General features: G+C 71.8%; 21 protein-coding genes. 14 read left to right on the forward strand and 7 right to left on the reverse strand.

The features are described from left to right. Position 1 precedes the first annotated feature (1 nt). Positions 2-1,003, reverse strand: coding sequence for a 1,2-phenylacetyl-CoA epoxidase subunit PaaA (paaA, locus tag AC5DRG_RS27145; RefSeq protein ID WP_491802054.1), 1,002 nt, complete (start codon positions 1,001-1,003; stop codon positions 2-4). A 300-nt stretch (positions 1,004-1,303) separates the two neighbouring features. On the opposite strand from paaA, the gene AC5DRG_RS27150 reads away from it, so the two are divergent. Genes AC5DRG_RS27150 through AC5DRG_RS27160 form a run of 3 tightly spaced genes read left to right on the forward strand, consistent with a single transcriptional unit; the run spans position 1,304 to position 4,151 of the window. After that, positions 1,304-2,161 carry a DUF5819 family protein gene (locus AC5DRG_RS27150; RefSeq protein ID WP_491802055.1) on the forward strand — a complete coding sequence of 286 codons (858 nt, stop codon included), beginning with the start codon at positions 1,304-1,306 and terminating at the stop codon, positions 2,159-2,161. Beyond that, positions 2,158-3,375 (forward strand): HTTM domain-containing protein, encoded by a 1,218-nt coding sequence (locus tag AC5DRG_RS27155; protein WP_491802056.1) that lies wholly within the window; start codon positions 2,158-2,160, stop codon positions 3,373-3,375. Before AC5DRG_RS27150 ends, AC5DRG_RS27155 begins: the two co-directional genes overlap by 4 nt. Beyond that, on the forward strand, positions 3,372-4,151 hold the full coding sequence (locus AC5DRG_RS27160; RefSeq protein ID WP_491802057.1) for a TrmH family RNA methyltransferase: 780 nt from the start codon (positions 3,372-3,374) through the stop codon (positions 4,149-4,151). The genes AC5DRG_RS27155 and AC5DRG_RS27160 overlap by 4 nt, the downstream gene beginning before the upstream one ends. Here the strand turns inward: AC5DRG_RS27160 and paaN are convergent. Continuing rightward, positions 4,148-5,854 (reverse strand): phenylacetic acid degradation protein PaaN, encoded by a 1,707-nt coding sequence (gene paaN, locus AC5DRG_RS27165; protein WP_491802058.1) that lies wholly within the window; start codon positions 5,852-5,854, stop codon positions 4,148-4,150. The genes AC5DRG_RS27160 and paaN overlap by 4 nt on opposite strands. A gap of 160 nt (positions 5,855-6,014) precedes the next feature. Between paaN and AC5DRG_RS27170 the strand changes: the two genes are divergently transcribed. Together AC5DRG_RS27170 and AC5DRG_RS27175 are read left to right on the forward strand one after the other, a co-directional pair. Continuing rightward, positions 6,015-7,532 carry a 3-hydroxyacyl-CoA dehydrogenase gene (locus tag AC5DRG_RS27170; protein ID WP_491802059.1) on the forward strand — a complete coding sequence of 506 codons (1,518 nt, stop codon included), beginning with the start codon at positions 6,015-6,017 and terminating at the stop codon, positions 7,530-7,532. Next, positions 7,529-8,119, forward strand: a complete 591-nt coding sequence (locus AC5DRG_RS27175; protein ID WP_491802060.1) for a TetR/AcrR family transcriptional regulator — start codon at positions 7,529-7,531, stop codon at positions 8,117-8,119. The genes AC5DRG_RS27170 and AC5DRG_RS27175 overlap by 4 nt, the downstream gene beginning before the upstream one ends. 25 nt (positions 8,120-8,144) lie before the next feature. On the opposite strand, the gene AC5DRG_RS27180 is transcribed toward AC5DRG_RS27175, so the two are convergent. After that, positions 8,145-8,630: an Lrp/AsnC family transcriptional regulator gene (locus AC5DRG_RS27180; protein ID WP_491813170.1), complete on the reverse strand. Its 486-nt coding sequence runs from the start codon at positions 8,628-8,630 to the stop codon at positions 8,145-8,147. Between the two features lie 190 nt (positions 8,631-8,820). On the opposite strand from AC5DRG_RS27180, the gene pdhA reads away from it, so the two are divergent. From pdhA to AC5DRG_RS27210, 6 genes are read left to right on the forward strand one after another with little or no spacing between them, the layout of a single operon-like run. Next, positions 8,821-9,957, forward strand: coding sequence for a pyruvate dehydrogenase (acetyl-transferring) E1 component subunit alpha (gene pdhA / locus AC5DRG_RS27185; RefSeq protein WP_491802061.1), 1,137 nt, complete (start codon positions 8,821-8,823; stop codon positions 9,955-9,957). After that, positions 9,954-10,958 carry an alpha-ketoacid dehydrogenase subunit beta gene (locus AC5DRG_RS27190; RefSeq protein ID WP_491802062.1) on the forward strand — a complete coding sequence of 335 codons (1,005 nt, stop codon included), beginning with the start codon at positions 9,954-9,956 and terminating at the stop codon, positions 10,956-10,958. Before pdhA ends, AC5DRG_RS27190 begins: the two co-directional genes overlap by 4 nt. Further along, entirely contained in the window at positions 10,958-12,355 is a 1,398-nt protein-coding gene (locus AC5DRG_RS27195; protein WP_491802063.1) for a dihydrolipoamide acetyltransferase family protein, read from the forward strand. Before AC5DRG_RS27190 ends, AC5DRG_RS27195 begins: the two co-directional genes overlap by 1 nt. A gap of 54 nt (positions 12,356-12,409) precedes the next feature. Beyond that, positions 12,410-13,312, forward strand: coding sequence for an NTP transferase domain-containing protein (locus tag AC5DRG_RS27200; RefSeq protein ID WP_491802064.1), 903 nt, complete (start codon positions 12,410-12,412; stop codon positions 13,310-13,312). Beyond that, positions 13,309-14,718: a molybdopterin molybdotransferase MoeA gene (locus tag AC5DRG_RS27205; RefSeq protein ID WP_491802065.1), complete on the forward strand. Its 1,410-nt coding sequence runs from the start codon at positions 13,309-13,311 to the stop codon at positions 14,716-14,718. The genes AC5DRG_RS27200 and AC5DRG_RS27205 overlap by 4 nt, the downstream gene beginning before the upstream one ends. After that, positions 14,715-15,254 carry an ion channel gene (locus tag AC5DRG_RS27210; RefSeq protein WP_491802066.1) on the forward strand — a complete coding sequence of 180 codons (540 nt, stop codon included), beginning with the start codon at positions 14,715-14,717 and terminating at the stop codon, positions 15,252-15,254. Before AC5DRG_RS27205 ends, AC5DRG_RS27210 begins: the two co-directional genes overlap by 4 nt. Positions 15,255-15,267: 13 nt before the next feature. Here AC5DRG_RS27210 and AC5DRG_RS27215 read toward each other — a convergent pair whose 3' ends face one another. Together AC5DRG_RS27215 and AC5DRG_RS27220 are read right to left on the reverse strand one after the other, a co-directional pair. After that, on the reverse strand, positions 15,268-16,116 hold the full coding sequence (locus AC5DRG_RS27215; RefSeq protein WP_491802067.1) for an ABC transporter permease: 849 nt from the start codon (positions 16,114-16,116) through the stop codon (positions 15,268-15,270). Then, positions 16,113-17,132: an ATP-binding cassette domain-containing protein gene (locus tag AC5DRG_RS27220; RefSeq protein ID WP_491802068.1), complete on the reverse strand. Its 1,020-nt coding sequence runs from the start codon at positions 17,130-17,132 to the stop codon at positions 16,113-16,115. Before AC5DRG_RS27220 ends, AC5DRG_RS27215 begins: the two co-directional genes overlap by 4 nt. Before the next feature lie 132 nt (positions 17,133-17,264). On the opposite strand from AC5DRG_RS27220, the gene AC5DRG_RS27225 reads away from it, so the two are divergent. Then, positions 17,265-18,245 carry an NAD(P)H-quinone oxidoreductase gene (locus AC5DRG_RS27225; protein ID WP_491802069.1) on the forward strand — a complete coding sequence of 327 codons (981 nt, stop codon included), beginning with the start codon at positions 17,265-17,267 and terminating at the stop codon, positions 18,243-18,245. Positions 18,246-18,271: 26 nt separating this feature from the next. On the opposite strand, the gene AC5DRG_RS27230 is transcribed toward AC5DRG_RS27225, so the two are convergent. Then, complete coding sequence (locus tag AC5DRG_RS27230) at positions 18,272-18,805, reverse strand: hypothetical protein (RefSeq protein WP_491802070.1); 534 nt, start codon at positions 18,803-18,805, stop codon at positions 18,272-18,274. A 141-nt stretch (positions 18,806-18,946) separates the two neighbouring features. Between AC5DRG_RS27230 and AC5DRG_RS27235 the strand changes: the two genes are divergently transcribed. Continuing rightward, positions 18,947-19,489, forward strand: a complete 543-nt coding sequence (locus AC5DRG_RS27235; protein ID WP_491813171.1) for a bacterial proteasome activator family protein — start codon at positions 18,947-18,949, stop codon at positions 19,487-19,489. Between the two features lie 348 nt (positions 19,490-19,837). After that, complete coding sequence (locus AC5DRG_RS27240; RefSeq protein WP_491802071.1) at positions 19,838-21,400, forward strand: protein kinase domain-containing protein; 1,563 nt, start codon at positions 19,838-19,840, stop codon at positions 21,398-21,400. Positions 21,401-21,443: 43 nt separating this feature from the next. Here AC5DRG_RS27240 and AC5DRG_RS27245 read toward each other — a convergent pair whose 3' ends face one another. Next, on the reverse strand, positions 21,444-22,448 hold the full coding sequence (locus AC5DRG_RS27245; protein WP_491802072.1) for a phosphotransferase: 1,005 nt from the start codon (positions 22,446-22,448) through the stop codon (positions 21,444-21,446). Positions 22,449-22,517: the final 69 nt, after the last annotated feature.

Raw genomic sequence — 22,517 nt, forward strand, 5'->3', positions numbered from 1 at the left:
CTCACGCCTTCCCAACCGAGTTGTGTTTGTCCGCGTACGCCGCGGCCGCCTCCCGCACCCAGGCGCCCTCGTCGTGCGCGCGCCTGCGCTGGGTGATCCGCTGCTCGTTGCACGGCCCGTTGCCCTTGATGACCTCCCAGAACTCCGTCCAGTCGATCGCGCCGAAGTCGTGGTGCCCCCGCTCCTCGTTCCACTTCAGGTCGGGGTCGGGGAGGGCGAGGCCCAGCGATTCGGCCTGGGGGACGCAGATGTCGACGAAGCGCTGGCGCAGCTCGTCGTTCGAGTGGCGCTTGATCTTCCACGCCGTCGACTGCGCGGAGTGCGCGGACTCGTCGTCGGGCGGGCCGAACATCATCAGCGACGGCCACCACCAGCGGTCCACGGCGTCCTGTGCCATCGCGTGCTGCTCCGGGGTGCCGTGGCTGAGGGTCAGCAGCAGCTCGTAGCCCTGGCGCTGGTGGAAGGACTCCTCCTTGCAGACGCGGACCATCGCGCGCGCGTACGGACCGTAGGAGCAGCGGCACAGCGGGACCTGGTTGGTGATCGCGGCCCCGTCCACCAGCCAGCCGATCGCGCCGACGTCCGCCCAGGTCAGCGTCGGGTAGTTGAAGATCGAGGAGTACTTCTGGCGGCCGGTGTGGAGCTTGTCGAGCAGCTCCTCGCGTCCGGTGCCGAGGGTCTCCGCCGCGCTGTACAGATACAGCCCGTGGCCCGCCTCGTCCTGGACCTTGGCCATGAGGATGGCCTTGCGGCGCAGCGAGGGCGCGCGGGTGATCCAGTTGGCCTCCGGCTGCATGCCGATGATCTCGGAGTGGGCGTGCTGCGCGATCTGTCGCACCAGCGTCGCGCGATAGGCGTCCGGCATCCAGTCGCGCGGCTCGATGCGCTCGTCGGCGGCCACGGCCGCGTCGAAGGCGCGCTCGTAGGCATCGGTGTCGGCGGTGGCGTCCTGTCCGCCGTACGCCTGTGTGCGCGCTGTCTGGTGCGCGGCTGCTGTCGCCATGAGGCCCCCTCGACCTGCTCTCCGTTCGGAACATGCTCCCGACCGATCGTTCGGTTCGTGCGATTCCATGGTGTGCCGGGCGCCGTAAGGTGTCAACCGCTGTGGATAACCTGCGGGCGTCTCCTGTGGACAACCGCGCGGGCCGCCGGGCGTGCCGGAAGGGGCTGTGCGCGACGGGTGGGGCTGAGTACCGTTCCCGTGCGAGCGTGGTGGAGCGGTGTGTGCCGGGGCGGTGGGACGCCCTGGCGTCGGGCGGGCCGGGCAGGCCGGAAGACGGACCGGAATCGGGAACGGGGCGGAATGGACGCGTACGACGGAGGCTCGAACGCCCCGCACGGGCCGGACGAGTCGGCCGAGCCGGGGCGGGGCGAGCCGGGGCGGCCCGTCGGCCGCGCCGAGCCGGACATCCCACCCGCCCCGACCGAGACGGACGTACCGCACACCCGGACCGCCCCGGACGACCTCGCCGAGCCGCACGCCGACCCGGCCGGACCGGCCCCCGTCGAGGCCCGCACCGGTGTCGCCGCGCTCTCCCTGCGCTACCAGGTCGGCGCCGCCCTGGCGCTCGCCGTCGTCGCGGTCGCCGCCTGTGTCCACCTCGGCATGGTCTTTCTGCACGTCGCCCCGGCGAACACCCTCACCAAGCAGCACGGCAAGGCGATCGAGGAGTGGATCTACCCGGAGTTCGAGCAGAACTGGAAGCTCTTCGCGCCGAACCCGTTGCAGCAGAACATCGCCGTCCAGGTGCGCGCGCAGGTGCTGGCGGCGGACGGCACCTCGCGGACCACCGGCTGGTACGACCTGTCCGCCGAGGACGGCCAGGCGATCGACGGCAATCTGCTGCCGAGCCACACTCAGCAGAACGAGCTGCGCAGGGCCTGGGACTTCTTCGCCGGCTCGCACGGCAGCGACAACCGTCCGGTGGGCCTGCGCGGTTCGCTGTCCGAGACGTATCTGCGCCGGATCGTGGTGCTGCGCCTGGACCGTGACGACGCGGCCGGGACGGGCGGCGTCATCGAGCGCGTCCAGGTCCGCTCCCGCACCACCAATGTGGCCCCGCCGAAGTGGAGCGAGGAAAAGGTGTCGGACAAGCCCATGTACCGGCTGCTGCCCTGGTGGACGGTGCCCGCGGACGAGGCTGCGGGGGGCGTGCGGTGAACGGTTTCGCCCTGTCGGTCTCCCGCGGCATCGCGCGCGTCACCGAGGCGGCCCTCGGCCCGTACCAGACCGCCGTGGTCCGGATCGGGTTCGCCGCGACCTGGCTGCTGTTCCTGGTGCGGGAGTTCCCGCACCGCCAGGAGCTGTACGGCCCCGACGGCCCGTGGAACTGGGATCTGGCGCAGCAGCTGACCTCGACCAACGGCTCCTTCACGATCCTGATGTGGTCCGACGGCCAGTTCTGGTTCGAGGCCGTCTACGCGCTGGCCGCCCTGTCGAGCCTGCTGCTGATCGTGGGCTGGCGCACGCGCACGATGTCCGTGCTCTTCATGGTCGGCGTGCTCTCGCTGCAGAACCGCAGCATCTTCATGGGCGACGGCGGCGACAACGTCCTGCACCTGATGTGCCTCTACCTGATCTTCACGCGCTGCGGCCAGGTGTGGTCGCTGGACGCCCGGCGGGCCCGGCTCACCCGTGACGCACGCGCGCGTGGAGAGCTCGTCGTGGACCGGGTCGGGCCCGCCCTGTGGGCCGTACTGGGCGTGGTCCTCGTCGCGGTGACCTCGGCGGGCCTGCTGTCCGACGGTGACCCGCTCGTGCCCAGGCTGCTGTGGGGCGTCTGGCTCGCGCTCGCCCTGTGGTGGGCCGTCGGGCGCCTGGCCAGGAGCCCCGAGCCGCGGATACTGCTCGACGTCGTCGGCAACATCGTGCACAACGGCGCCCTGTTCGTGATCATGGCCGAGGCCTGTCTGATCTACGCGACGGCCGGCTGGTACAAGATCCAGGGCTCGCGCTGGCAGGACGGCACGGCCGTCTACTACCCGCTCCACCTGGACTACTTCTCGCCCTGGCCCGCGCTCGCCGACCTGCTGTCCGCGAACGGCGTGATGGTCATGCTCGTGACGTACGGAACGGTCGCCGTGCAGGTCGCCTTCCCGTTCACGCTGTTCAACCGGCGGGTCAAGAACGTCCTGCTCGCGGCGATGATCACCGAGCACGCGGTGATCGCCGTGGTCCTCGGGCTGCCGTTCTTCTCCCTGGCGATGATCGCGGCGGACGCCGTCTTCCTGCCGACGCCGTTCCTGCGCCGCCTGGGCGGCTGGGCGGCACGCGCGCGTGAACGCCTGCGGCCATCCCGGGACGCCCACGCCGAGGGGAAGCCGCCGCACACCCCGGAGAACGCCGAGCACACGCACGTAGGCTTCACCGCATGACCGACCCCGCCGCCGTGACCGGCCCGGATCCGGTGAGCCTGTGGCACCGGCTCGCGGGCACGTCCGTACTGCTCGACGGCTTCCACGCCCTCAAGCACGCGGTGCGCTTCGGGGCCGAGGTCCCGGTGGCGGTCGCCGTCGACCGGGCGGCCGCGCTCGCCCTCGCCGACGAGCTGGCGCGGGACGTACGGGAGACGCTGGAGGCGCTCCTGACGGAGGTCCCGGAGACGACGTACCGCGCGCTCGTGCCGCGCCCGCACCCCACCGCGGTGGCCGCCCTGGCCGTACGTCCCTCCCGCGAGGCCAACCTGGAGAAGCTGGCCCGCACACCTCGCCACACGCCTGTCGTGGTCCTCGACAACCCGCGCAACCTGGGCAACGCGGGGGCCGTGATCCGGCTGGCCGCCGGCTTCGGGGCGACCGGCGTCGTCACCACCGGCACGCTCGACGCCTGGCATCCCACGGTGGTGCGCGGCGGGGCCGGACTGCACTTCGCGACCGCCGTGGAGCGGCTGACTGTCGACGAACTGCCGCCCGGACCGGTGTTCGCCCTCGACCCGGAGGGCGAGGACATCCGGGGCACCAAGCTTCCGGACGACGCCGTCCTCGCCTTCGGCTCGGAGCGCAGCGGGCTGTCCGCCGAACTACGCGCGCGTACCGACCACTTGGTGGCGCTGCCGATGCGCCCCCAGGTCTCCAGCTACAACCTCGCGACCAGTGTGGCCATGACGCTGTACCACTGGAGCGTCACCGGGGGCGCATCGCACGTGCCCTAGGCGTCCCGCCGCACCTCAACCACCCGGAAGCGGTTGGCCACGAACGCGCCGTCGCACAGCGCCGCGTTCGCCGCCGGGTTGCCGCCCGAGCCGTGGAAGTCGGAGAAGGCTGCGGTCTGGTTGACGTACACCCCGCCGGTGAGGTTGAGCGAGAGCTGGGCGGCCTCCTCCAGGCAGACCTCCTGCACCGCCTGCTCGAACTCCTCGTCGGTCGTGTACGCGCCGACCGTCATCGCGCCCTTGTCACGGACCGTGCGCCGCAGCAGGTCCACCGCGTCCGTGGCCGAGTCGACCGCGACGGCGAAGGAGACCGGGCCGAAGCATTCGCTCAGGTAGGCGGCTTCGTCGTCTGCCCCCTCCCAGTACTTCCGCGCTCCGTCCAGCTTGACGATCACGGGCGTACGCACCACCGCGCCCGGGAACTCGGGGTTGCCGACCTCCCGTGAGGGCAGGGCGACTTCGCCGAGCCCCGCCGCGGCCTCCAGGCGGGCCTTCACGTCCGGGTTGACGATCGCGCCCAGCAGGCCGTTCGCACGCGCGTCGTCACCGAGGAGGCCGTCGACCGAGCGGGCGAGGTCGGCGACCACCTCGTCGAAGGACTTGGGGCCCTCGTCGGTGTGGATGCCGTCGCGCGGGACGAGGAGGTTCTGCGGGGTCGTGCACATCTGGCCGCTGTAGAGGGACAGCGAGAAGGCCAGGTTGGCGAGCATCCCCTTGTAGTTGCCGGTCGATTCCACGATCACCGTGTTGACGCCGGCCTTCTCCGTGTAGACCTGCGCCTGGCGGGCGTTGGCCTCCAGCCAGTCGCCGAACGCCGTCGAGCCGGTGTAGTCGATGATCCGGATCTCGGGGCGCACGGCCAGGGTCTTCGCGATGCCCTCACCGGGGCGCTCGGCGGCCAGCGCCACGAGGTTGGGGTCGAAGCCGGCCTCGGCGAGCACCTCGCGCGCGATCCGCACGGTGAGCGCGAGCGGCAGCACCGCGCGCGGGTGGGGCTTGACCAGGACCGCGTTGCCGGTGGCGAGGGAGGCGAACAGGCCCGGATAGCCGTTCCACGTCGGGAAGGTGTTGCAGCCGATGACCAGCGCGATCCCGCGCGGGACGGGCGTGAACCGCTTGGTCAGCGCGAGCGGGTCGCGCTTGCCCTGGGGCTTGGTCCACTCCGCCGTGTCGGGCGTGCGGACCTGCTCCACGTACGCGTACGCCACCGCCTCCAGGCCGCGGTCCTGGGCGTGCGGGCCGCCCGCCTGGAACGCCATCATGAACGCCTGGCCGCTGGTGTGCATGACCGCGTGCGCGAACTCGTGCGTCCGGTCGCTGATCCGCTTGAGGATCTCCAGACAGACCATGGCACGCGCCTCCGCGCCCGCGTCCCGCCACGCGCGCATGCCGGCCTGCATGGCGGGCAGCAGCACGTCGAGATCCGCGTGCGGATAACTGACGCCCAACTCGATGCCGTACGGCGAGACCTCCTCGCCCGCCCAGTCGTCGGTACCGGGCTGGCCGAGGTCGACGCGGGTGCCGAGGAGGGCGTCGAAGGCGGCCTTGCCCGCCGCCGCGTCCAGGCTGCCGCTCTCGCCGTAGGCCTTCGGGTGCTCGGGGTGTGGGGACCAGTACGCGCGCGTGCGGATCGCTTCCAGCGCCTGGTCGAGGGTGGGCCGGTGCTGGGCGATCAGCTGATGGGCGGTGAGTTCGGCGGCCATGCGGGACCAACTCCTCGTCTTGTGAACTCTTCGTCGAGCTCATGACCTGGGCAGAAACATGGGCGGAAACAGCCGGTGAGAGTTAGAGTAACCGAACGATCGGTCGGGACAAGGGGGTCCGCCGCATCTGTGGAAAACGGCGTGCGGGAGGATCGCGCACATGACAGCACTCGACCTCAGCAGCCCCGTGGCCGTCGTCGGCGCCGGCACCATGGGCCAGGGCATCGCACAGGTCGCGCTGGTCGCGGGCCATCCCGTGCGGCTGTACGACGCCGTTCCCGGGCGGGCCCGGGAGGCGACCGACGCGATCGGCGCCCGTCTCGACCGGCTCGTCGAGAAGGACCGGCTCACCGCCGCCGACCGGGACGCCGCGCGCGCCCGGCTGGTGCCCGCCGAGAGCCTCGCCGAACTCGCCGACTGCGCCCTGGTCGCCGAGGCGGTGCTGGAGCGGCTCGACGTGAAACAGCAGCTCTTCCGGGAGCTGGAGGACATCGTCGACGAGGACTGTCTGCTCGCCACCAACACCTCGTCCCTGTCGGTGACGTCCATCGGCGGCGGACTGCGCGACCCCGGCCGCCTCGTGGGCCTGCACTTCTTCAACCCGGCCCCACTGCTGCCGCTCGTCGAGGTCGTCTCCGGTCACGCCACGGACGTCACTTACGCCACGCGCGCGTACGAGACGGCCCGCGTCTGGGGCAAGACCCCCGTCGCCTGCGCCGACACCCCCGGCTTTATCGTCAACCGCATCGCGCGGCCCTTCTATGCCGAGGCCTTCGCGGTGTACGAGGCCCAGGGCGCCGACCCCGCCACCATCGACGCGATCCTGCGCGAGTCCGGCGGTTTCCGCATGGGCGCCTTCGAACTCACCGACCTCATCGGGCAGGACGTCAACGAGTCCGTCACGCACTCCGTGTGGCAGTCCTTCTTCCAGGACGTGCGCTTCACGCCCTCGCTCGCCCAGCGGCGCCTCGTCGAGTCGGGCCGGCTCGGCCGCAAGAGCGGGCACGGCTGGTACGACTACCAGGAGGGCGCCGAGCGCTCCGAACCGCACACCGCCGAGCAGGCGCAGGCGCCCGCCTACGTCGTCGCCGAGGGCGACCTGGGCCCGGCTGCCGACCTGCTCGCGCTGATCCGTGAAGCGGGCATCCCGGTGCGCGAGGAGGAAGAGGACCACGGCACGCGCCTGGTGCTGCCCGGCGGCGGCCAGCTGGCCCTGGCCGACGGCCAGACGTCCGTGGAGTTCCGGGACGTCGTCTACTTCGACCTTGCGCTCGACTACCGCAGGGCCACCCGCATCGCCCTGTCCGCCTCCCAGGACACCGCCCCGCAGACCCTCGTGGAGGCCACCGGCCTCTTCCAGGCGCTCGGCAAGAACGTCAGCATCATCGGCGACGTGCCCGGCATGATCGTCGCCCGCACGGTCGCGCGGATCGTCGACCTCGCGCACGACGCCGTCGCCAAGGGCGTGGCCACCGAGGAGGACGTCGACACCGCGATGCGCCTGGGCGTCAACTACCCCCTGGGTCCCTTCGAGTGGAGCCGCAAGCTCGGCCGCAACTGGGCGTACGCCCTCCTCGACGACCTGCACATGCGCGACCCCTCGGGGCGTTACGCGCCCTCCCTCGCGCTGTACCGCCACGCGTACGCCTCCGACAAGCGGGAGGGCAGCACCTCATGACCACCGCCAAGCGCGACACGTACACCCCGGAGACCCTGCTGTCGGTCGCCGTCCAGGTCTTCAACGAGCGCGGCTACGACGGCACCTCCATGGAGCACCTCTCCAAGGCGGCCGGTATCTCCAAGTCGTCGATCTACCACCACGTCACGGGCAAGGAGGAGCTGCTGCGCCGGGCCGTGAGCCGTGCCCTTGACGGCCTCTTCGAGATCCTCGACGAGGAGCACGCGCGCGTGGGGCGTTCCGTGGAGTGCCTGGAGTACGTCGTGCGGCGCATGGTCGAGGTGCTCATCGCCGAGCTGCCGTACGTGACGCTGCTGCTGCGCGTGCGCGGCAACACGGACACCGAGCGGTGGGCCCTGGAGCGGCGCCGCGACTTCGACCACCGGGTCGCCGAGCTGCTGAAGGCGGCGGAGGCCGACGGGGACGTACGCGAGGACGTGGACGTGCGGCTCGCGACGCGGCTCGTCTTCGGGATGATCAACTCGATCGTGGAGTGGTACCGGCCGGACGGTCGGGGCATGAACGAGCGGGAAGTCGCGGACGCGGTGGTGCAGTTGGTCTTCTCGGGGCTGCGCAGAGAGCGCTAGGACATGCCTCAGGTGCGCGCGGAGCTCACCCCTCCGGCTCCAGGTCCTCCTCCTCGAACACCAGCAGCGTGCGCGTGCTGAGCACTTCCGGGATCGCCTGGAGCCGCATGAGCACGAGTTCGCGCAGCGACCTGTTGTCGGGCGTGTGCACCAGCAGCAGGACGTCGAAGTCGCCGCCCACCAGGGCGATGTGGGAGGCCCCGGGCAGCTGTCTGAGCTGCTCGCGCACCGTGCGCCAGGAGTTCTGGACGATCTTCAGGGTGATGTACGCCGAGGTGCCCTGGCCTGCGCGTTCGTGGTCGACGCGGGCCCCGAAGCCGCGGATGACGCCGTCCTCGATGAGCCGGTTGATACGCGCGTAGGCGTTGGCCCGCGAGACATGGACGCGTTCGGCGACGGACCGGATCGAGGCACGGCCGTCCGCCTGGAGCATCTGGAGGATGTCCTGATCAATGGCGTCCAGCGGACGCGGGGGCGGCAGGGGGACGCTGCCTTCAGGGCGTTCGGCCATTTGTTCAGGTGCCATGTCCCCCCGCCTCCCTACCATGGACGTACTGCGTCCATCTCAGGCTGTGCAGAACCGTTTGTCCACAGCCTGGAGGTGCCTGTAGCCAAACTGTGCCGACGACCGAACAATCGGTAGGTGAGGCGCATCACAACCGGCGCGCCTCTCCAAGCCGCTCCCACGAGGAGGTGCCGTCATGACGGTCATGGAGCAGCGGGGCGCATATCGGCCAACGCCGCCGCCCGCCTGGCAGCCCCGTATGGACCCCGCGCCGTTGCTGCCCGACGCGGTTCCCTACCGCGTCCTCGGCACGGAGGTGGCCGCACAGGCCGACCCGGAGCTGCTGCGTCGGCTGTACGCGCAGCTGGTGCGCGGCAGGCGGTACAACGCGCAGGCCACGGCCCTCACCAAGCAGGGCAGGCTCGCCGTCTACCCGTCCAGCACCGGCCAGGAGGCCTGCGAGGTCGCCGCCGCTCTGGTCCTTGAAGAGCGCGACTGGCTCTTCCCCAGCTACCGCGACACCCTCGCCGCCGTCGCCCGGGGCCTTGACCCCGTCCAGGCACTCACCCTCCTGAGAGGCGACTGGCACACCGGCTACGACCCGCGCGAGCACCGCGTGGCCCCCCTGTGCACCCCGCTCGCCACCCAGCTCCCGCACGCCGTGGGCCTCGCGCACGCCGCCCGCCTCAAGGGCGACGACGTGGTCGCGCTCGCCATGGTCGGCGACGGCGGCTCCAGCGAGGGCGACTTCCACGAGGCGCTGAACTTCGCCGCCGTATGGCAGGCCCCGGTCGTCTTCCTGGTCCAGAACAACGGCTTCGCGATCTCCGTCCCGCTCGCCAAGCAGACCGCCGCCCCGTCGCTGGCCCACAAGGCCGTCGGCTACGGGATGCCGGGCCGCCTGGTCGACGGCAACGACGCGGCCGCCGTGCACGAGGTCCTGAGCGACGCGATGCGGCACGCGCGCGCGGGCGGCGGACCCACGCTGGTCGAGGCGATCACCTACCGCGTCGAAGCCCACACCAACGCCGACGACGCGACCCGCTACCGCGGCGACGCCGAGGTCCAGGCCTGGCGCGAGCACGACCCGATCGCCCTCCTGGAGGGCGAGCTGACCGCGCGCGGGTGGCTCGACGAGGACGGCATACGGGCCGCCCGCGACGCCGCCGAGACCATGGCCGCCGACCTGCGCGAGCGCATGAACCAGGACCCGGTGCTCGACCCCATGGACCTCTTCGCCCATGTGTACGCCGAGCCCACACCGCAACTGCGCGAACAGCGGGCCCTGTTGCGGGCCGAGCTGGAGGCCGAAGCGGAGGGGGCGCACCGATGACCACCGTCGCCCTCAAACCGGCCACCATGGCGCAGGCCCTCACGCGCGCGTTGCGCGACGCCATGGCGGCCGACCCGACCGTCCACGTCATGGGCGAGGACGTCGGCACACTCGGCGGGGTCTTCCGGGTCACCGACGGGCTCGCCGCGGAGTTCGGCGAGGACCGCTGCACGGACACCCCACTCGCCGAGGCCGGCATCCTCGGCACGGCGGTCGGCATGGCGATGTACGGCCTGAGGCCGGTCGTCGAGATGCAGTTCGACGCGTTCGCCTACCCAGCGTTCGAGCAGCTCATCAGCCATGTCGCCCGGATGCGCAACCGCACGCGCGGGGCGCTGCCGCTGCCGATCACCATCCGCGTCCCCTACGGCGGCGGCATCGGCGGCGTCGAGCACCACAGCGACTCCTCCGAGGCGTACTACATGGCGACCGCGGGGCTCCATGTCGTCACGCCCGCCACCGTCGCGGATGCCTACGGGCTGTTGCGCGCCGCCATCGCCTCCGACGACCCGGTCGTCTTCCTGGAGCCCAAGCGGCTGTACTGGTCGAAGGACTCCTGGAACCCGGAGGACCCGTCGACCGTTCAACCCATAGGCCGCGCGGTGGTGCGGCGCTCGGGCCGGAGCGCCACACTCATCACGTACGGGCCGTCCGTGCCCGTCTGCCTCGAAGCCGCCGAGGCGGCGCGGGCCGAGGGCTGGGACCTCGAAGTCGTCGATCTGCGCTCCCTGGTGCCGTTCGACGACGAGACGGTCTCCGCCTCGGTACGGCGGACCGGGCGAGCGGTCGTCGTGCACGAATCGGGCGGGTTCGGCGGCCCGGGAGGGGAGATCGCGGCCCGCGTCACGGAGCGCTGCTTCCATCATCTGGAGGCGCCGGTCCTGCGGGTGGCCGGGTTCGACATCCCGTATCCGCCGCCGATGCTGGAGCGTCACCACCTGCCCGGTGTCGACCGGATCCTGGACGCGGTGGCGCGTCTGCAATGGGAGGCCGAAAGCTGATGGCACAGGTGCTGGAGTTCAAGCTTCCCGACCTCGGGGAGGGGCTCACCGAGGCGTCGATCGTGCGCTGGCTGGTGGAGGTCGGCGAAGTCGTCGCGATCGACCAGCCGGTCGTCGAGGTCGAGACGGCCAAGGCGCTGGTCGACGTGCCCTGCCCCTACGGCGGTGTGGTCACGGCCCGCTTCGGCGAGGAGGGCACGGAACTGCCCGTCGGGGCCCCGCTGCTGACCGTGGCGGTGGGCGCGGCGGCCTCCGGCGGTGAGAGCGAGGGATCCGGAAACGTGCTGGTGGGGTACGGCACCTCGGAAGCGCCGGCGCGGCGACGCCGGGTCCTGCCGGACCAGCCCGCAGCCACGCCCGCCGGCGGGCCGAACGGGCACGTCCCGGACACCGAGGCGGCCGCCCGCACCCCCGAAACACCCGATGGCCCCGTCCCCGTCATGTCCCCGCTCGTGCGCAGGCTCGCCCGGGAGCACGGCCTGGACCTGCGGGAGCTGGCCGGTTCCGGACCCGACGGGCTGATCCTCAGGGCCGACGTCGAGTACGCCCTGCGCGCCGCCGGCACCTCCGTCGCACGACCGGCCCGGCCCGCGGCCCCACTCACACCGGTCACCGAACCGGCTCCCACGCCCGCTGAATCCCTGGTCGCACGGGTGACCCCCGTACCAGCCGGACCCCAGACCGCTCCCCTGGCCCCTCCCGCGTCCCGCTCCACCCGCATCCCCCTCAAGGGCATCCGCGGCGCCGTCGCCGACAAGCTCTCCCGCAGCCGTCGCGAGATACCGGACGCGACCTGCTGGGTGGACGCCGACGCGACGGAACTCATGCGCGCGCGGACGGCGATGAACGCCGCGGGAGGCCCGAAGATCTCCCTCCTCGCGCTCCTCGCCCGGATCTGCACGGCAGCTCTCGCCCGGTTCCCCGAGCTCAACTCCACCGTCGACACCGAGGCCAGGGAGGTCGTCCAGTTCGACCACGTCCACCTCGGCTTCGCCGCACAGACCGAGCGCGGGCTCGTCGTACCCGTCGTCCGGGACGCGCACGCACGCAACGCCGAGTCGATCGGCGCGGAGTTCGCCCGGCTGACGGAGGCCGCGCGGACAGGCACGCTCACACCCCGGGAACTCACCGGCGGGACCTTCACGTTGAACAACTACGGGGTGTTCGGGGTCGACGGCTCCACGCCGATCATCAACCACCCCGAGGCGGCCATGCTGGGCGTCGGCCGCATCGTCCCCAAGCCCTGGGTGCACGAGGGCGAGCTGGCGGTGCGGCAGGTCGTGCAGCTCTCGCTCACCTTCGACCACCGGGTGTGCGACGGCGGCACGGCGGGCGGCTTCCTGCGGTTCGTGGCGGACTGCGTGGAGCAGCCGGCGCTACTGCTGCGCACACTGTGATCACGCGGGTACACGCACGTTCCCTGTGATCACGGGGGCGCGCATACTCGGGGGGTGACCGCGTACGAGCCCCCCGGCGCCCCCGACACCGCGTACGACGCCGTCGTGCTCGCCGGTGGCGCGGCCCGGCGGCTCGGCGGCGCCGACAAGCCCGGCGTCCGGGTGGGCGGGCGTGCCCTGCTCGACCGGGTGCTCACAGCCTGCGCCGACGCCGCCGTCAGGGTCGTGGTGGCCGACCGCAGGTCCACCGCGCGACCGGTGCTGTGGGCTCGCGAGGACCCGCCCGGCGCGGGACCGGTCGCCGCGCTCGACGCCGGCCTGCGCCGCACCACGGCGGACCACGTGGTCGTGCTCTCCGCCGACCTGCCGTTCCTCGAAGCGGCCACGGTGGAGCGGCTGCTGGCCGCGCTCCGGGCGAGCGGTGCCGAAGGCGTGCTGCTCACCGACGCCGACGGCCGCGACCAGCCGCTGGTCGCCGCGTACAGCGCGCCCGCGCTGCGCCGCGAGCTGGCCTCGCTCAGCCAGGCGCAGAGCGGTCTCACCGGGCTGCCCCTGCGCCGGCTGACGGCCGGCCTCGACCTCACCCGCGTCCCCGACCCCGTCGCGTCCTTCGACTGCGACACCTGGGACGACATCGCCACTGCCAGGGCACGCATCAGGGAGCATGGTCACGTGTTGGATGAATGGATCACCGCAGTCAAGGACGAGCTGGGCATCGACCTGGACGTCGACACCGGCGTCCTGCTCGACCTCGCCCGCGACGCCGCGCACGGCGTGGCCAGGCCGGCGGCGCCGCTGACCACCTTCCTCGTCGGCTACGCGGCCGCCCAGGCACAGGGCGGCCAGGGCGGCCCCGAGGCGGTGGCCGAAGCCGCCCGCAAGGCCGCCGCGCTCGCGCTGCGCTGGGCGGACGAAACCGCCCCAGCCACCCCCGACGCCAAGCCGGACGCCGGATGACCGCCCGCTCCCTCCGGGACGGCGGGAACGCCAGGAGTGCCGAGACCGCCGACGACCTGGACGACTTCGACGTCGAGGAGGCGCTCGCCCTCGTGAAGGACGACCACGACAACGGCCACGCGCGCGAGGCCGCCGCCGTACCCGCGCCCGCCCCCCTGGGCGAACGCCAGGGCCAGGACACTTCCGGCAAACCCGGCGCCCACCACACCGCCACCCCCTGGCCCGAGGCCCGCGCGATCGCCGGAAGGGCCGCCCGCTCCTCCGCACGCCGCGCCCCCGTCTCCGTGTCCCTGGACTCCGCCCTCGGCCTCGTGCTGGCCGCCCCCCTTGACGCCCTCACCGACCTGCCCTCCTTCGACACCTCCGCCATGGACGGCTGGGCGGTCGCGGGACCCGGCCCCTGGGACGTACGGGACGAGGGCGTGCTCGCCGGCCACGCGGAGCCGCAGCCGCTCACCGACGGCGAGGCCGTCCGGATCGCCACCGGCGCCCGTATCCCCCTGGACACGACCGCCGTGATCCGCAGCGAACACGGCCGCACCGACGACAAGGGACGCCTGCACGCCACCCGCGAGCCCGGCCACGGCCAGGACATCCGCCCGCGTGGCCAGGAGTGCCGTAGCGGCGACCAGTTGCTGCCTGTCGGCACGCTGGTGACCCCGGCCGTGCTCGGCCTCGCCTCGGCCGCGGGATACGACACGCTCACCACCGTTCCCCGCCCCCGCGTCGAAGTCCTCGTCCTCGGCGACGAGTTGCTCACCGAGGGACTGCCCCACGGCGGTCTGATCCGGGACGCGCTCGGCCCGATGCTGCCGCCCTGGATGCGGGCGCTCGGTGCCGAGGTCATCGCGACGCGCAGGCTCGGCGACGACGCCAAGGCCCTGCACAAGGCGATCACGACGTCCGACGCCGACCTCATCGTCACCACCGGCGGCACCGCCGCCGGCCCGGTCGACCACGTCCACCCCACCCTGCGCCGCATCGGTGCCGAACTCCTCGTGAACGGCGTCAAGGTGCGCCCCGGCCACCCCATGCTGCTGGCCCGCACCAAGGAGAACCAGCACCTCGTCGGCCTGCCTGGCAACCCCCTCGCGGCCGTCTCCGGCCTGCTCACCCTCGCCGAACCGCTGCTGCGCACCCTCGCCGCCCACCCCGCCCCGGAGCCGTACACACTGCCACTCCAGGACGCCGTGCACGGGCATCCGCACGACACCCGGCTCATCCCCGTCGCCCTGCGCGGCGACCTCGCCATCCCGCTGCACTACAACGGCCCGGCCATGCTGCGCGGTATCGCCGCCGCCGATGCGCTCGCCGTCGTACCCCCGGGCGGCGCCAGGCAGGGTCAGGAGGCGGAACTCCTCGACCTGCCCTGGGCGTTCGCCGGAATCGGGGTGTGTTTCACGTGAAACGTCCGGGCCATGACGTGATCGCCCACCAGGCGGACGAACATCTCGTGACCCACCACGTGCGACTCCCGAAGGCGGTGGTGGACCGTCCGATCCGCCAGGTCGCCAAACGGCTGGCGATGGCCCTGCTGCTGCTCGTCGCGACGGCCCTGATCGTCTACGCCGACCACGACGGCTACAACGACAACTCCGACGGTTCCGTCGATCTCCTCGACGCCTTCTACTACGCGACCGTCAGCCTCTCCACCACCGGCTACGCCGTCACCAGCGCCAGCGCGGCCGGCCGCCTCCTCGGCCTCTCGGTGCTCAGCCCGACTGCCGGCATGGTCATGGAGGACCTCATCCAGCAGGGCAGCGGGCTCGACATGGTCGAACGGCCGGTCATAAAGGCCGAGGTGGGCAAGGGGCCGCGCGAGACGGACGACCTGGTGGTGAGCGTCGTACGAGGGCATCGGGTGCTCGGCTACGACGATCCGGCTGTCGGCGAACTCCAGTTGACGGACCGGCTGATCGCGATCGTACGGTCGTCCCACTGACGTACCCGACGAGCTACTTGCGGTTGTAGAGCCGCATCGTGACCGGGCCGAAGACCAGCACGAACAGGCCCGCCCAGCCCAGGGACCAGGCGATTTCCGCCGTCGGCCAGTCGCCGGCCATCAACTCGCGCACCGCCGAGGCGAGATGGGTGATGGGGCTGTTGTTGACGAAGGCCTGGAGCCAGCCGGGCATGGTCCTCGGGTCGACGAAGACGTTGGACAGGAAGGTCAGCGGGAAGATCACCATCATGCTGACGCCCATCACCGACTTCTCGGTGCGCAGCAGCAGCCCGAACATCGTCCAGATCCACGAGAACGCGAACGAGAAGACGACCAGCAGCGCGATTCCGGCGATCACGCCGATCACGCCGCCGTCCGGGCGGTAGCCCAGGATCACGCCGACGACGAGCATCACCAGGGACGCGATCGTGTAGCGCAGGGCGTCGCCGAGGAGATAGCCGACCATCACCGACGGCCGCCAGATGGGCAGCGAACGGAAGCGGTCGAAGACGCCCTTCTCGATGTCCGTGTTGACCGAGACACCGGTGTACATCGTGATCATCACGACCGACATCACGAGGATGCCGGGCAGCAGGAACTGGATGTACTCGCGGGGAGAGCCCGCGAGGGCGCCCCCGAACAGGTACGTGTACATCAGCACCATCATGATCGGGAACGCGGTGACGTCGAAGAGCTGCTCCGGCACGTGCTTGATCTTGAGGATCGCCCGCCAGCCGAAGGTCAGCGAGGCCGACAGGGCGCTCGGTCGCGGCGGCCGCTCCTTGGCGATCAGCAGCGCGGCCAGCGACTCGGCGCTGACGGGGGCGAGGTTCTGGGAGTCCGTGGTCGTCGCGGTGCTCATGCCGCCGCCTCGCCTTCCGTGCCGTCGGTGCTCGTCGTGGGGTGGACCCTGGTGTCGTGTCCGGTGAGGGCCAGGAACACCTCGTCCAGGCTGGGCTGGCCGAGCGAGAAGTTGTCCACGGTGATGCCGGCCCGGGCCAGCTCGCCCAGTGCCCGGGCGGCCCGCTCGGCCGCGGTGTCGCTCATCGCCGTACCGACCCGGGCCGTCAGCGACACCGGATCCGCCTCGGGCTGCACGCGCGCGTCGAGGGCCAGCCGTAGCAACTCCTCCGCCTGTGGCCGCTGCGCCGCGTCACGCAGTCGCAGATGTACGGTGCCGGCGCCGACGGACGCCTTCAGCTCGCCCTTCGTGCCCTCCGCGATCACCTTCCCGTGGTCGATGACGGCGATCCGGGAGGCCAGCTGGTCGGCCTCGTCGAGGTACTGCGTGGTCAGCAGCACGGTGGTGCCCTGGGCGACGACCGCGCGCACGATGTCCCACACCTGGTTGCGGCTGCGCGGGTCGAGGCCGGTGGTCGGCTCGTCGAGGAAGAGCAGCTCAGGGGTGTTGAGGATGGACGCGGCGATGTCGATGCGGCGCCGCATGCCGCCCGAGTAGTGCTTGACCTGCTTGGCCGCCGCGTCCGTGAGCCCGAAGGCCTCAAGGAGCTGGGCGGAGCGCTCGCGCGCGTGCTTCCTGGCGTGGCCGAGGAGGCGGGCGAGCAGGATGAGGTTCTCGGCGCCGGTGAGGTCCTCGTCCACGGACGCGTACTGGCCGGTCAGGCTGACCCGGCCGCGTACCTCGTCGGCCTCGTGGACGACGTCGTGGCCGAAGACGTGCGCCTGGCCGCCGTCCGGTCGCAGCAGGGTGGCGAGCATCTTCACGGTGGTCGTCTTGCCGGCGCCGTTCGGTCCGAGGACGCCGTACACCGTGCCGGTCGGTACGGCCAGGTCGACTCCGTCGACGGCCCTCGTCTCGCCGAACGTCTTCACCAGGCCCGCGGTCTCGATCGCGAGGTCGGACATGTGCGTGCTCATGTGTCGGGGTCCTTCCGCGTGCTTGGGGTACGCATGGGAAGACCTTTACCGTCGCGCAAACTCATCGCTCACGCCACGGGAATTCACAGGGCCGCCAGAGCCCCGTCCCGGTCTGGGAGTAGCGTCCCCGTCATGTATGCGATCACGATTCCCGAACCTGGTGGGCCCGAGGCGCTGGTGTGGGACGAGGTCCCCGATCCCGTGCCCGGTGAGGGCGAGGTCCTGGTCGAGGTGGCGGCCAGCGCCGTCAACCGGGCCGACCTTCTGCAACGGCAGGGCTTCTACAATCCGCCGCCCGGCGCGTCCCCCTACCCCGGCCTCGAATGCTCGGGCCGGATCGCCGCCCTCGGTCCCGGTGTCTCCGGCTGGTCGGTCGGCGATGAGGTGTGCGCGCTGCTCGCGGGCGGCGGCTACGCCCAGAAGGTCGCCGTCCCGGCCGGCCAGCTGCTGCCCGTGCCGCAGGGCATCGACCTCACGCGGGCCGCCGCGCTCCCCGAGGTGGTCTGCACGGTCTGGTCGAACGTCTTCATGATCTCCCACCTGCGTCCCGGCGAGACCTTCCTCGTCCACGGCGGTTCCAGCGGCATCGGCACGATGGCGATCCAGCTCGCGAAGGCGGTCGGCGCCCGGGTCGCCGTCACGGCCGGCACCAAGGAGAAACTCGACCAGTGCGCCGAGCTGGGCGCCGACATCCTGATCAACTACCGCGAGCAGGACTTCGTCGCCGAGATCGAGCGGGCCACCAACGGTGCGGGCGCCGACGTCATCCTCGACAACATGGGCGCCAAGTACCTGGACGGCAACGTCCGCTCCCTCGCCTTCAACGGCCGGCTCGCGATCATCGGCATGCAGGGCGGCATCAAGGGCGAACTGAACATCGCCATGCTCCTCAACAAGCGGGCCGCGATCAGCGCGACCTCGCTGCGCGCCCGCCCGCTCGACGAGAAGACGGCGATCGTGGCGGCCGTACGCGAGCATGTGTGGCCGCTGATCGACGCCGGCCAAGTACGGCCGATCGTCGACCGCGAGCTGCCAATGAGCGACGCGGCCGCCGCCCACCGGGTGCTGGAGGAGAGCGGGCATGTCGGAAAGGTGCTGCTGGTGGCGCCTTGACGCCGACCAACACCGAATGGCGCTACCTAACTCCGCCGCACTCGCAGGCCGACGAAGGCGAGGCCGAGCCCCAGTCCGATGAGGACCAGCCCGCTGCCCAGGGGCAGGATCCGCAGGACGGGCTCGGCTGGGCCCTGGGCACGGGCGGCGGTTCGGGGCGCGGGCGAGGCCGGGGGCTCGGGTGAGGGTGCGACGACCTCGGCTTCCGGCTCTGCGGCCGCCGATTCCTCCGCCCCTGGCTCTTCGGTCTCCGAGTCTTCCTCCTCGGCCTCTTCCTCGGCCTCTTCCTCATCCTCGGGTTCCGCAATCTCCGGCTCCTCCGCCCGCCCCGGCCGCTGCCGCCCCTCGCCCGCCCTGCTCCCGGCGCGCGACGGCTCGGCGTCCGGGGCGGAGGCGGAGGGGAGTGCGGCGAGGCCGGCCCGGACGTCGTACGACGAGCCGATCTCGTACGATGAGACGCTCCCGTACGACGGGACGGTCCCGCCGGGGAACACCGCCGTGCACGCCCCCACGACCAGCACCAGTCCCGTCGCGCGTAGTGTGCGCAGCCATGGAGTCACGGGACAAGCCTCACATTCCGCGACTATTCCGGCACCCGGGGTTCCGCCGGGGGGACGCAAGCGTCCCGGACGTAAACGGTGGATCACCCTCCATGGGGGGCAGCACGGTGGTGAGGTGTACGCGTGCGAGAGAATGGCGGCATGGAGATGCCGAGGAACGAAAGGTCGTCCGAGAACCCCCAAATTCTGGTCGTTGGCCAGGACGGGATGGCGCTCGGTGGCGGAGGAGACGAGGACTCCCGCGAGATTCCGGTGACGGACATGGTGGAGCAGCCCGCGAAGGTCATGCGGATCGGCAGCATGATCAAGCAGCTCCTTGAGGAGGTGCGTGCCGCTCCTCTCGACGAGGCGAGCCGGGTGCGGCTCAAGGAGATCCACGCCAGTTCCGTGAAGGAACTGGAGGACGGTCTGGCGCCGGAGCTGGTCGAGGAGCTGGAGCGGCTCTCCCTGCCCTTCACGGACGACGCGATCCCGAGCGACGCGGAACTGCGCATCGCGCAGGCCCAGTTGGTCGGCTGGCTGGAGGGCCTCTTCCACGGGATCCAGACCGCGCTGTTCGCCCAGCAGATGGCCGCCCGGGCCCAACTGGAGCAGATGCGCCGCGCTCTTCCGCCGGGTGTCGGCCACGACGACGAAGGCGCCGACCCGCGCACGGGAGGTCGCGCGGGCGGGCCGTACCTGTAGGACACGCCACACAAAAGACGCCCATATGAAGGGCCCGGCGACCGACTGCCGGGCCCTTTCCGTTGTCCCCGCGTTCGGGAAGTGCTCGTTCGGGTTCTTCTTCGGCACGCGCGCGTGAACTTGGACACGGCCTGGGCCGAGATAAGCGCGGTGGGAGCGTTACAGGGGCCGTACGGGCGGTACACAGAATTTGCACCACAGTGCGTGATACCGGTTGGATGGCCGGTTCATGCCCGGCCGATTCCGGCACTCATCCCGGGCCGGAGGCTTGCGCGGAGGCTGTAGCGTGGCCGACGGAGACCGTAACAACACCGCGCGCACCGCGGGCAGAAACGACGGCGAGGACTGATGGCACAGCAGCAGCGCTCTCAGGGCCCGTCCGACCCCGAGGCGACTGGCGGCGGTATGTCAGATGCGCCGGAGATGTGGGGCAATGGCGGGCTTGTCGGAGACGGCCGGTATCGGCTGACGCGCAGACTCGGCCGGGGCGGTATGGCCGAGGTGTTCGCGGCCGAGGACGTACGTCTCGGGCGGACGGTCGCGGTCAAGCTGCTCCGTTCCGATCTGGCCGAGGACCCGGTCTCCAAGGCCCGCTTCACACGCGAGGCCCAGTCGGTGGCCGGCCTCAACCACCACGCGATCGTCGCCGTGTACGACTCCGGCGAGGACTTCGTGGGCGGCCAGTCGGTGCCGTACATCGTGATGGAGATCGTCGAGGGGCGGACCATCCGCGACCTGCTCCTCAACGCGGAGGCGCCCGGCCCCGAGCAGGCCCTGATCATCGTCTCCGGTGTCCTGGAGGCGCTCGCCTACTCGCACCAGCACGGCATCGTGCACCGCGACATCAAGCCGGCGAACGTCATCATCACGCACACCGGCGCGGTCAAGGTGATGGACTTCGGCATCGCGCGCGCCCTGCACGGCGCGCAGTCGACGATGACCCAGACCGGCATGGTCATGGGCACGCCGCAGTATCTGTCGCCCGAGCAGGCGCTCGGCAAGGCGGTCGACCACCGCTCCGACCTCTACGCCACCGGCTGCCTCCTCTACGAACTCCTCGCGCTGCGGCCCCCGTTCATGGGTGAGACCCCGCTGTCCGTGGTCTACCAGCACGTCCAGGACGTCCCGACGCCCCCGTCCGAGGTCTCGGAGGTGGCGCCGCCGGAGCTCGACGGACTCGTCATGCGCTCCCTCGCCAAGGAGCCGGACGACCGCTTCCAGACCGCCGAGGAGATGCGCGGACTCGTCCAGTACGGCTTGCAGATGCTGTACGACCAGGGCAGCCACACCGGCACCTGGAACACCGGGCCCGTGACCGTGCACGACGGCCGGTACGCCTCGCAGGGCGGCTTCGCGAACACGACCGTGATGGGCCAGGGCGACTCCGCGGGCACCTCGCAGATCCCCCAGCAGATCATGCCCTCGGGCTACGGCGGCGGGGACGACGGCGGCTTCGAGGGGCACGGCAACCGGGGCAGCGGTCGCGGCAAGCTGTGGATACTGGCCGTTCTGGCGGTGATCGCCATCGCCGCGGGCGTCGCACTGGCGCTGAACAGCGGCAGCAACGGCGACGGCGGCACCGGCACCACCCAGTCGCCGACCACCTCGCAGTCCGCCACGGACGAGGCCAGCGAGACGCCGAGCGACGAGGCGAGCGACGAGGCGACGGACGACTCCACGGACGACAGCGGCAGCACGGACGGCGGCTCGGGCTACACGCCGTCGTACACCCCGTCGTACACGCCGTCCGAGACGGCCTCCAGCGAGCCCTCGTACACGCCGTCCGAGACGGCCTCCAGCGAGCCCACGGACGAGCCGACCTCGTCGGACCCGAGCACGTCGTCGGACCCGAGCAGCACGGCGACCGGCGGCGCGGACGGCGGGGCCGACGGCGGGGGCGACGGCACCTGATCGTCAGGGGTACCTGATCCGCAGGGTGGCGTCCTCCCGGGCGTCACCCCGCGAACGCCTCGCACACCGCGTCGTACTCCCGCGTCCACCACCCCGCGAGTGCCGAGGTGGCCGGGAACTGCGGGTCCGCGCGGGTGTCGCCGCGCTCGTAGTGCCAGCGCAGCATCCAGAAGTCGTTGAGGCGCTCCCACCACACGCGGTGCACGGCCGCCGCGAGCTCCGAGGGCGTGGCGCCAGCCGTGCGCCGATACGCACGCGCGTACGCCCTCACCTTGGGCAGGCTGAGGGCGCCGACGGGGCGCACGAAGAAGATCGCGGCGGCGCGTACGGCCTCCTCCGCGCGGGGGCGCACGCCGAGCCGGTCCCAGTCGACGATCGCGGCGGGCGCGTCTCCCTGGTAGAGCAGGTTGAACGGGTGGAAGTCGCCGTGCACCCAGCCCACCGAGGCGCCGCGCGGGGGCCGCCGGTCCGCGTGCTGTTCGAGGAGCGCGCGCCGCTCCAGGAGCCGGCGCAGGGCCAGGGCGTCGAAGCAGTCGGCGGGCCGGTGCCGGCGGACCTGGGCGAGCAGGTCGTCGATGAGGGCGAAGGTGTCGGCGGGGTCGGCGCTCGCCTCGGGGCGCGCGTGCGCCCGCGCCTGCGCCGGCATCACTCGCTCCAGGCTCGCGTGCACCACCCCCAGCAGCGCCCCGAGCCGCGCGCACTGCCCGGTGGTGAGCTGGCCGCCGTCGCGGTGCCGGCCGTCGATCCACGGGTGCAGGGCGTACGCGTGGCCGCCCACGACCGCCACCGTGCGCCCGTCGCGGCCGGTCAGCGGCGGGGCCACCGGGACGCCCAGGTCGGCCAGACGCTGGGTGGCCCGGTGCTGGCGGGCGATGGCGGCCGGGTCGGCGGTCTCGGGGTCGAAGTGGTGCTTGAGGAAGTAGCGGCCGCGGGTCGTGCGGAGCCGGTAGCCGCGGTTGAGCAGCCCCTGTTCGACGGGCTCGCAGGTGACGGCGGATCCGGCGCCGTAGTGGCGGAGGAGGGTGCTCAGCGGGGGCGCGTGAGACACAGGGGGTGGTACACAAGGGCGCGGCACGCGCCAGATGCTAGGGCACGAGCCGGGACCGTGAGCTGGGGC

Source organism: Streptomyces sp. JLBG701 (assembly GCF_058544905.1).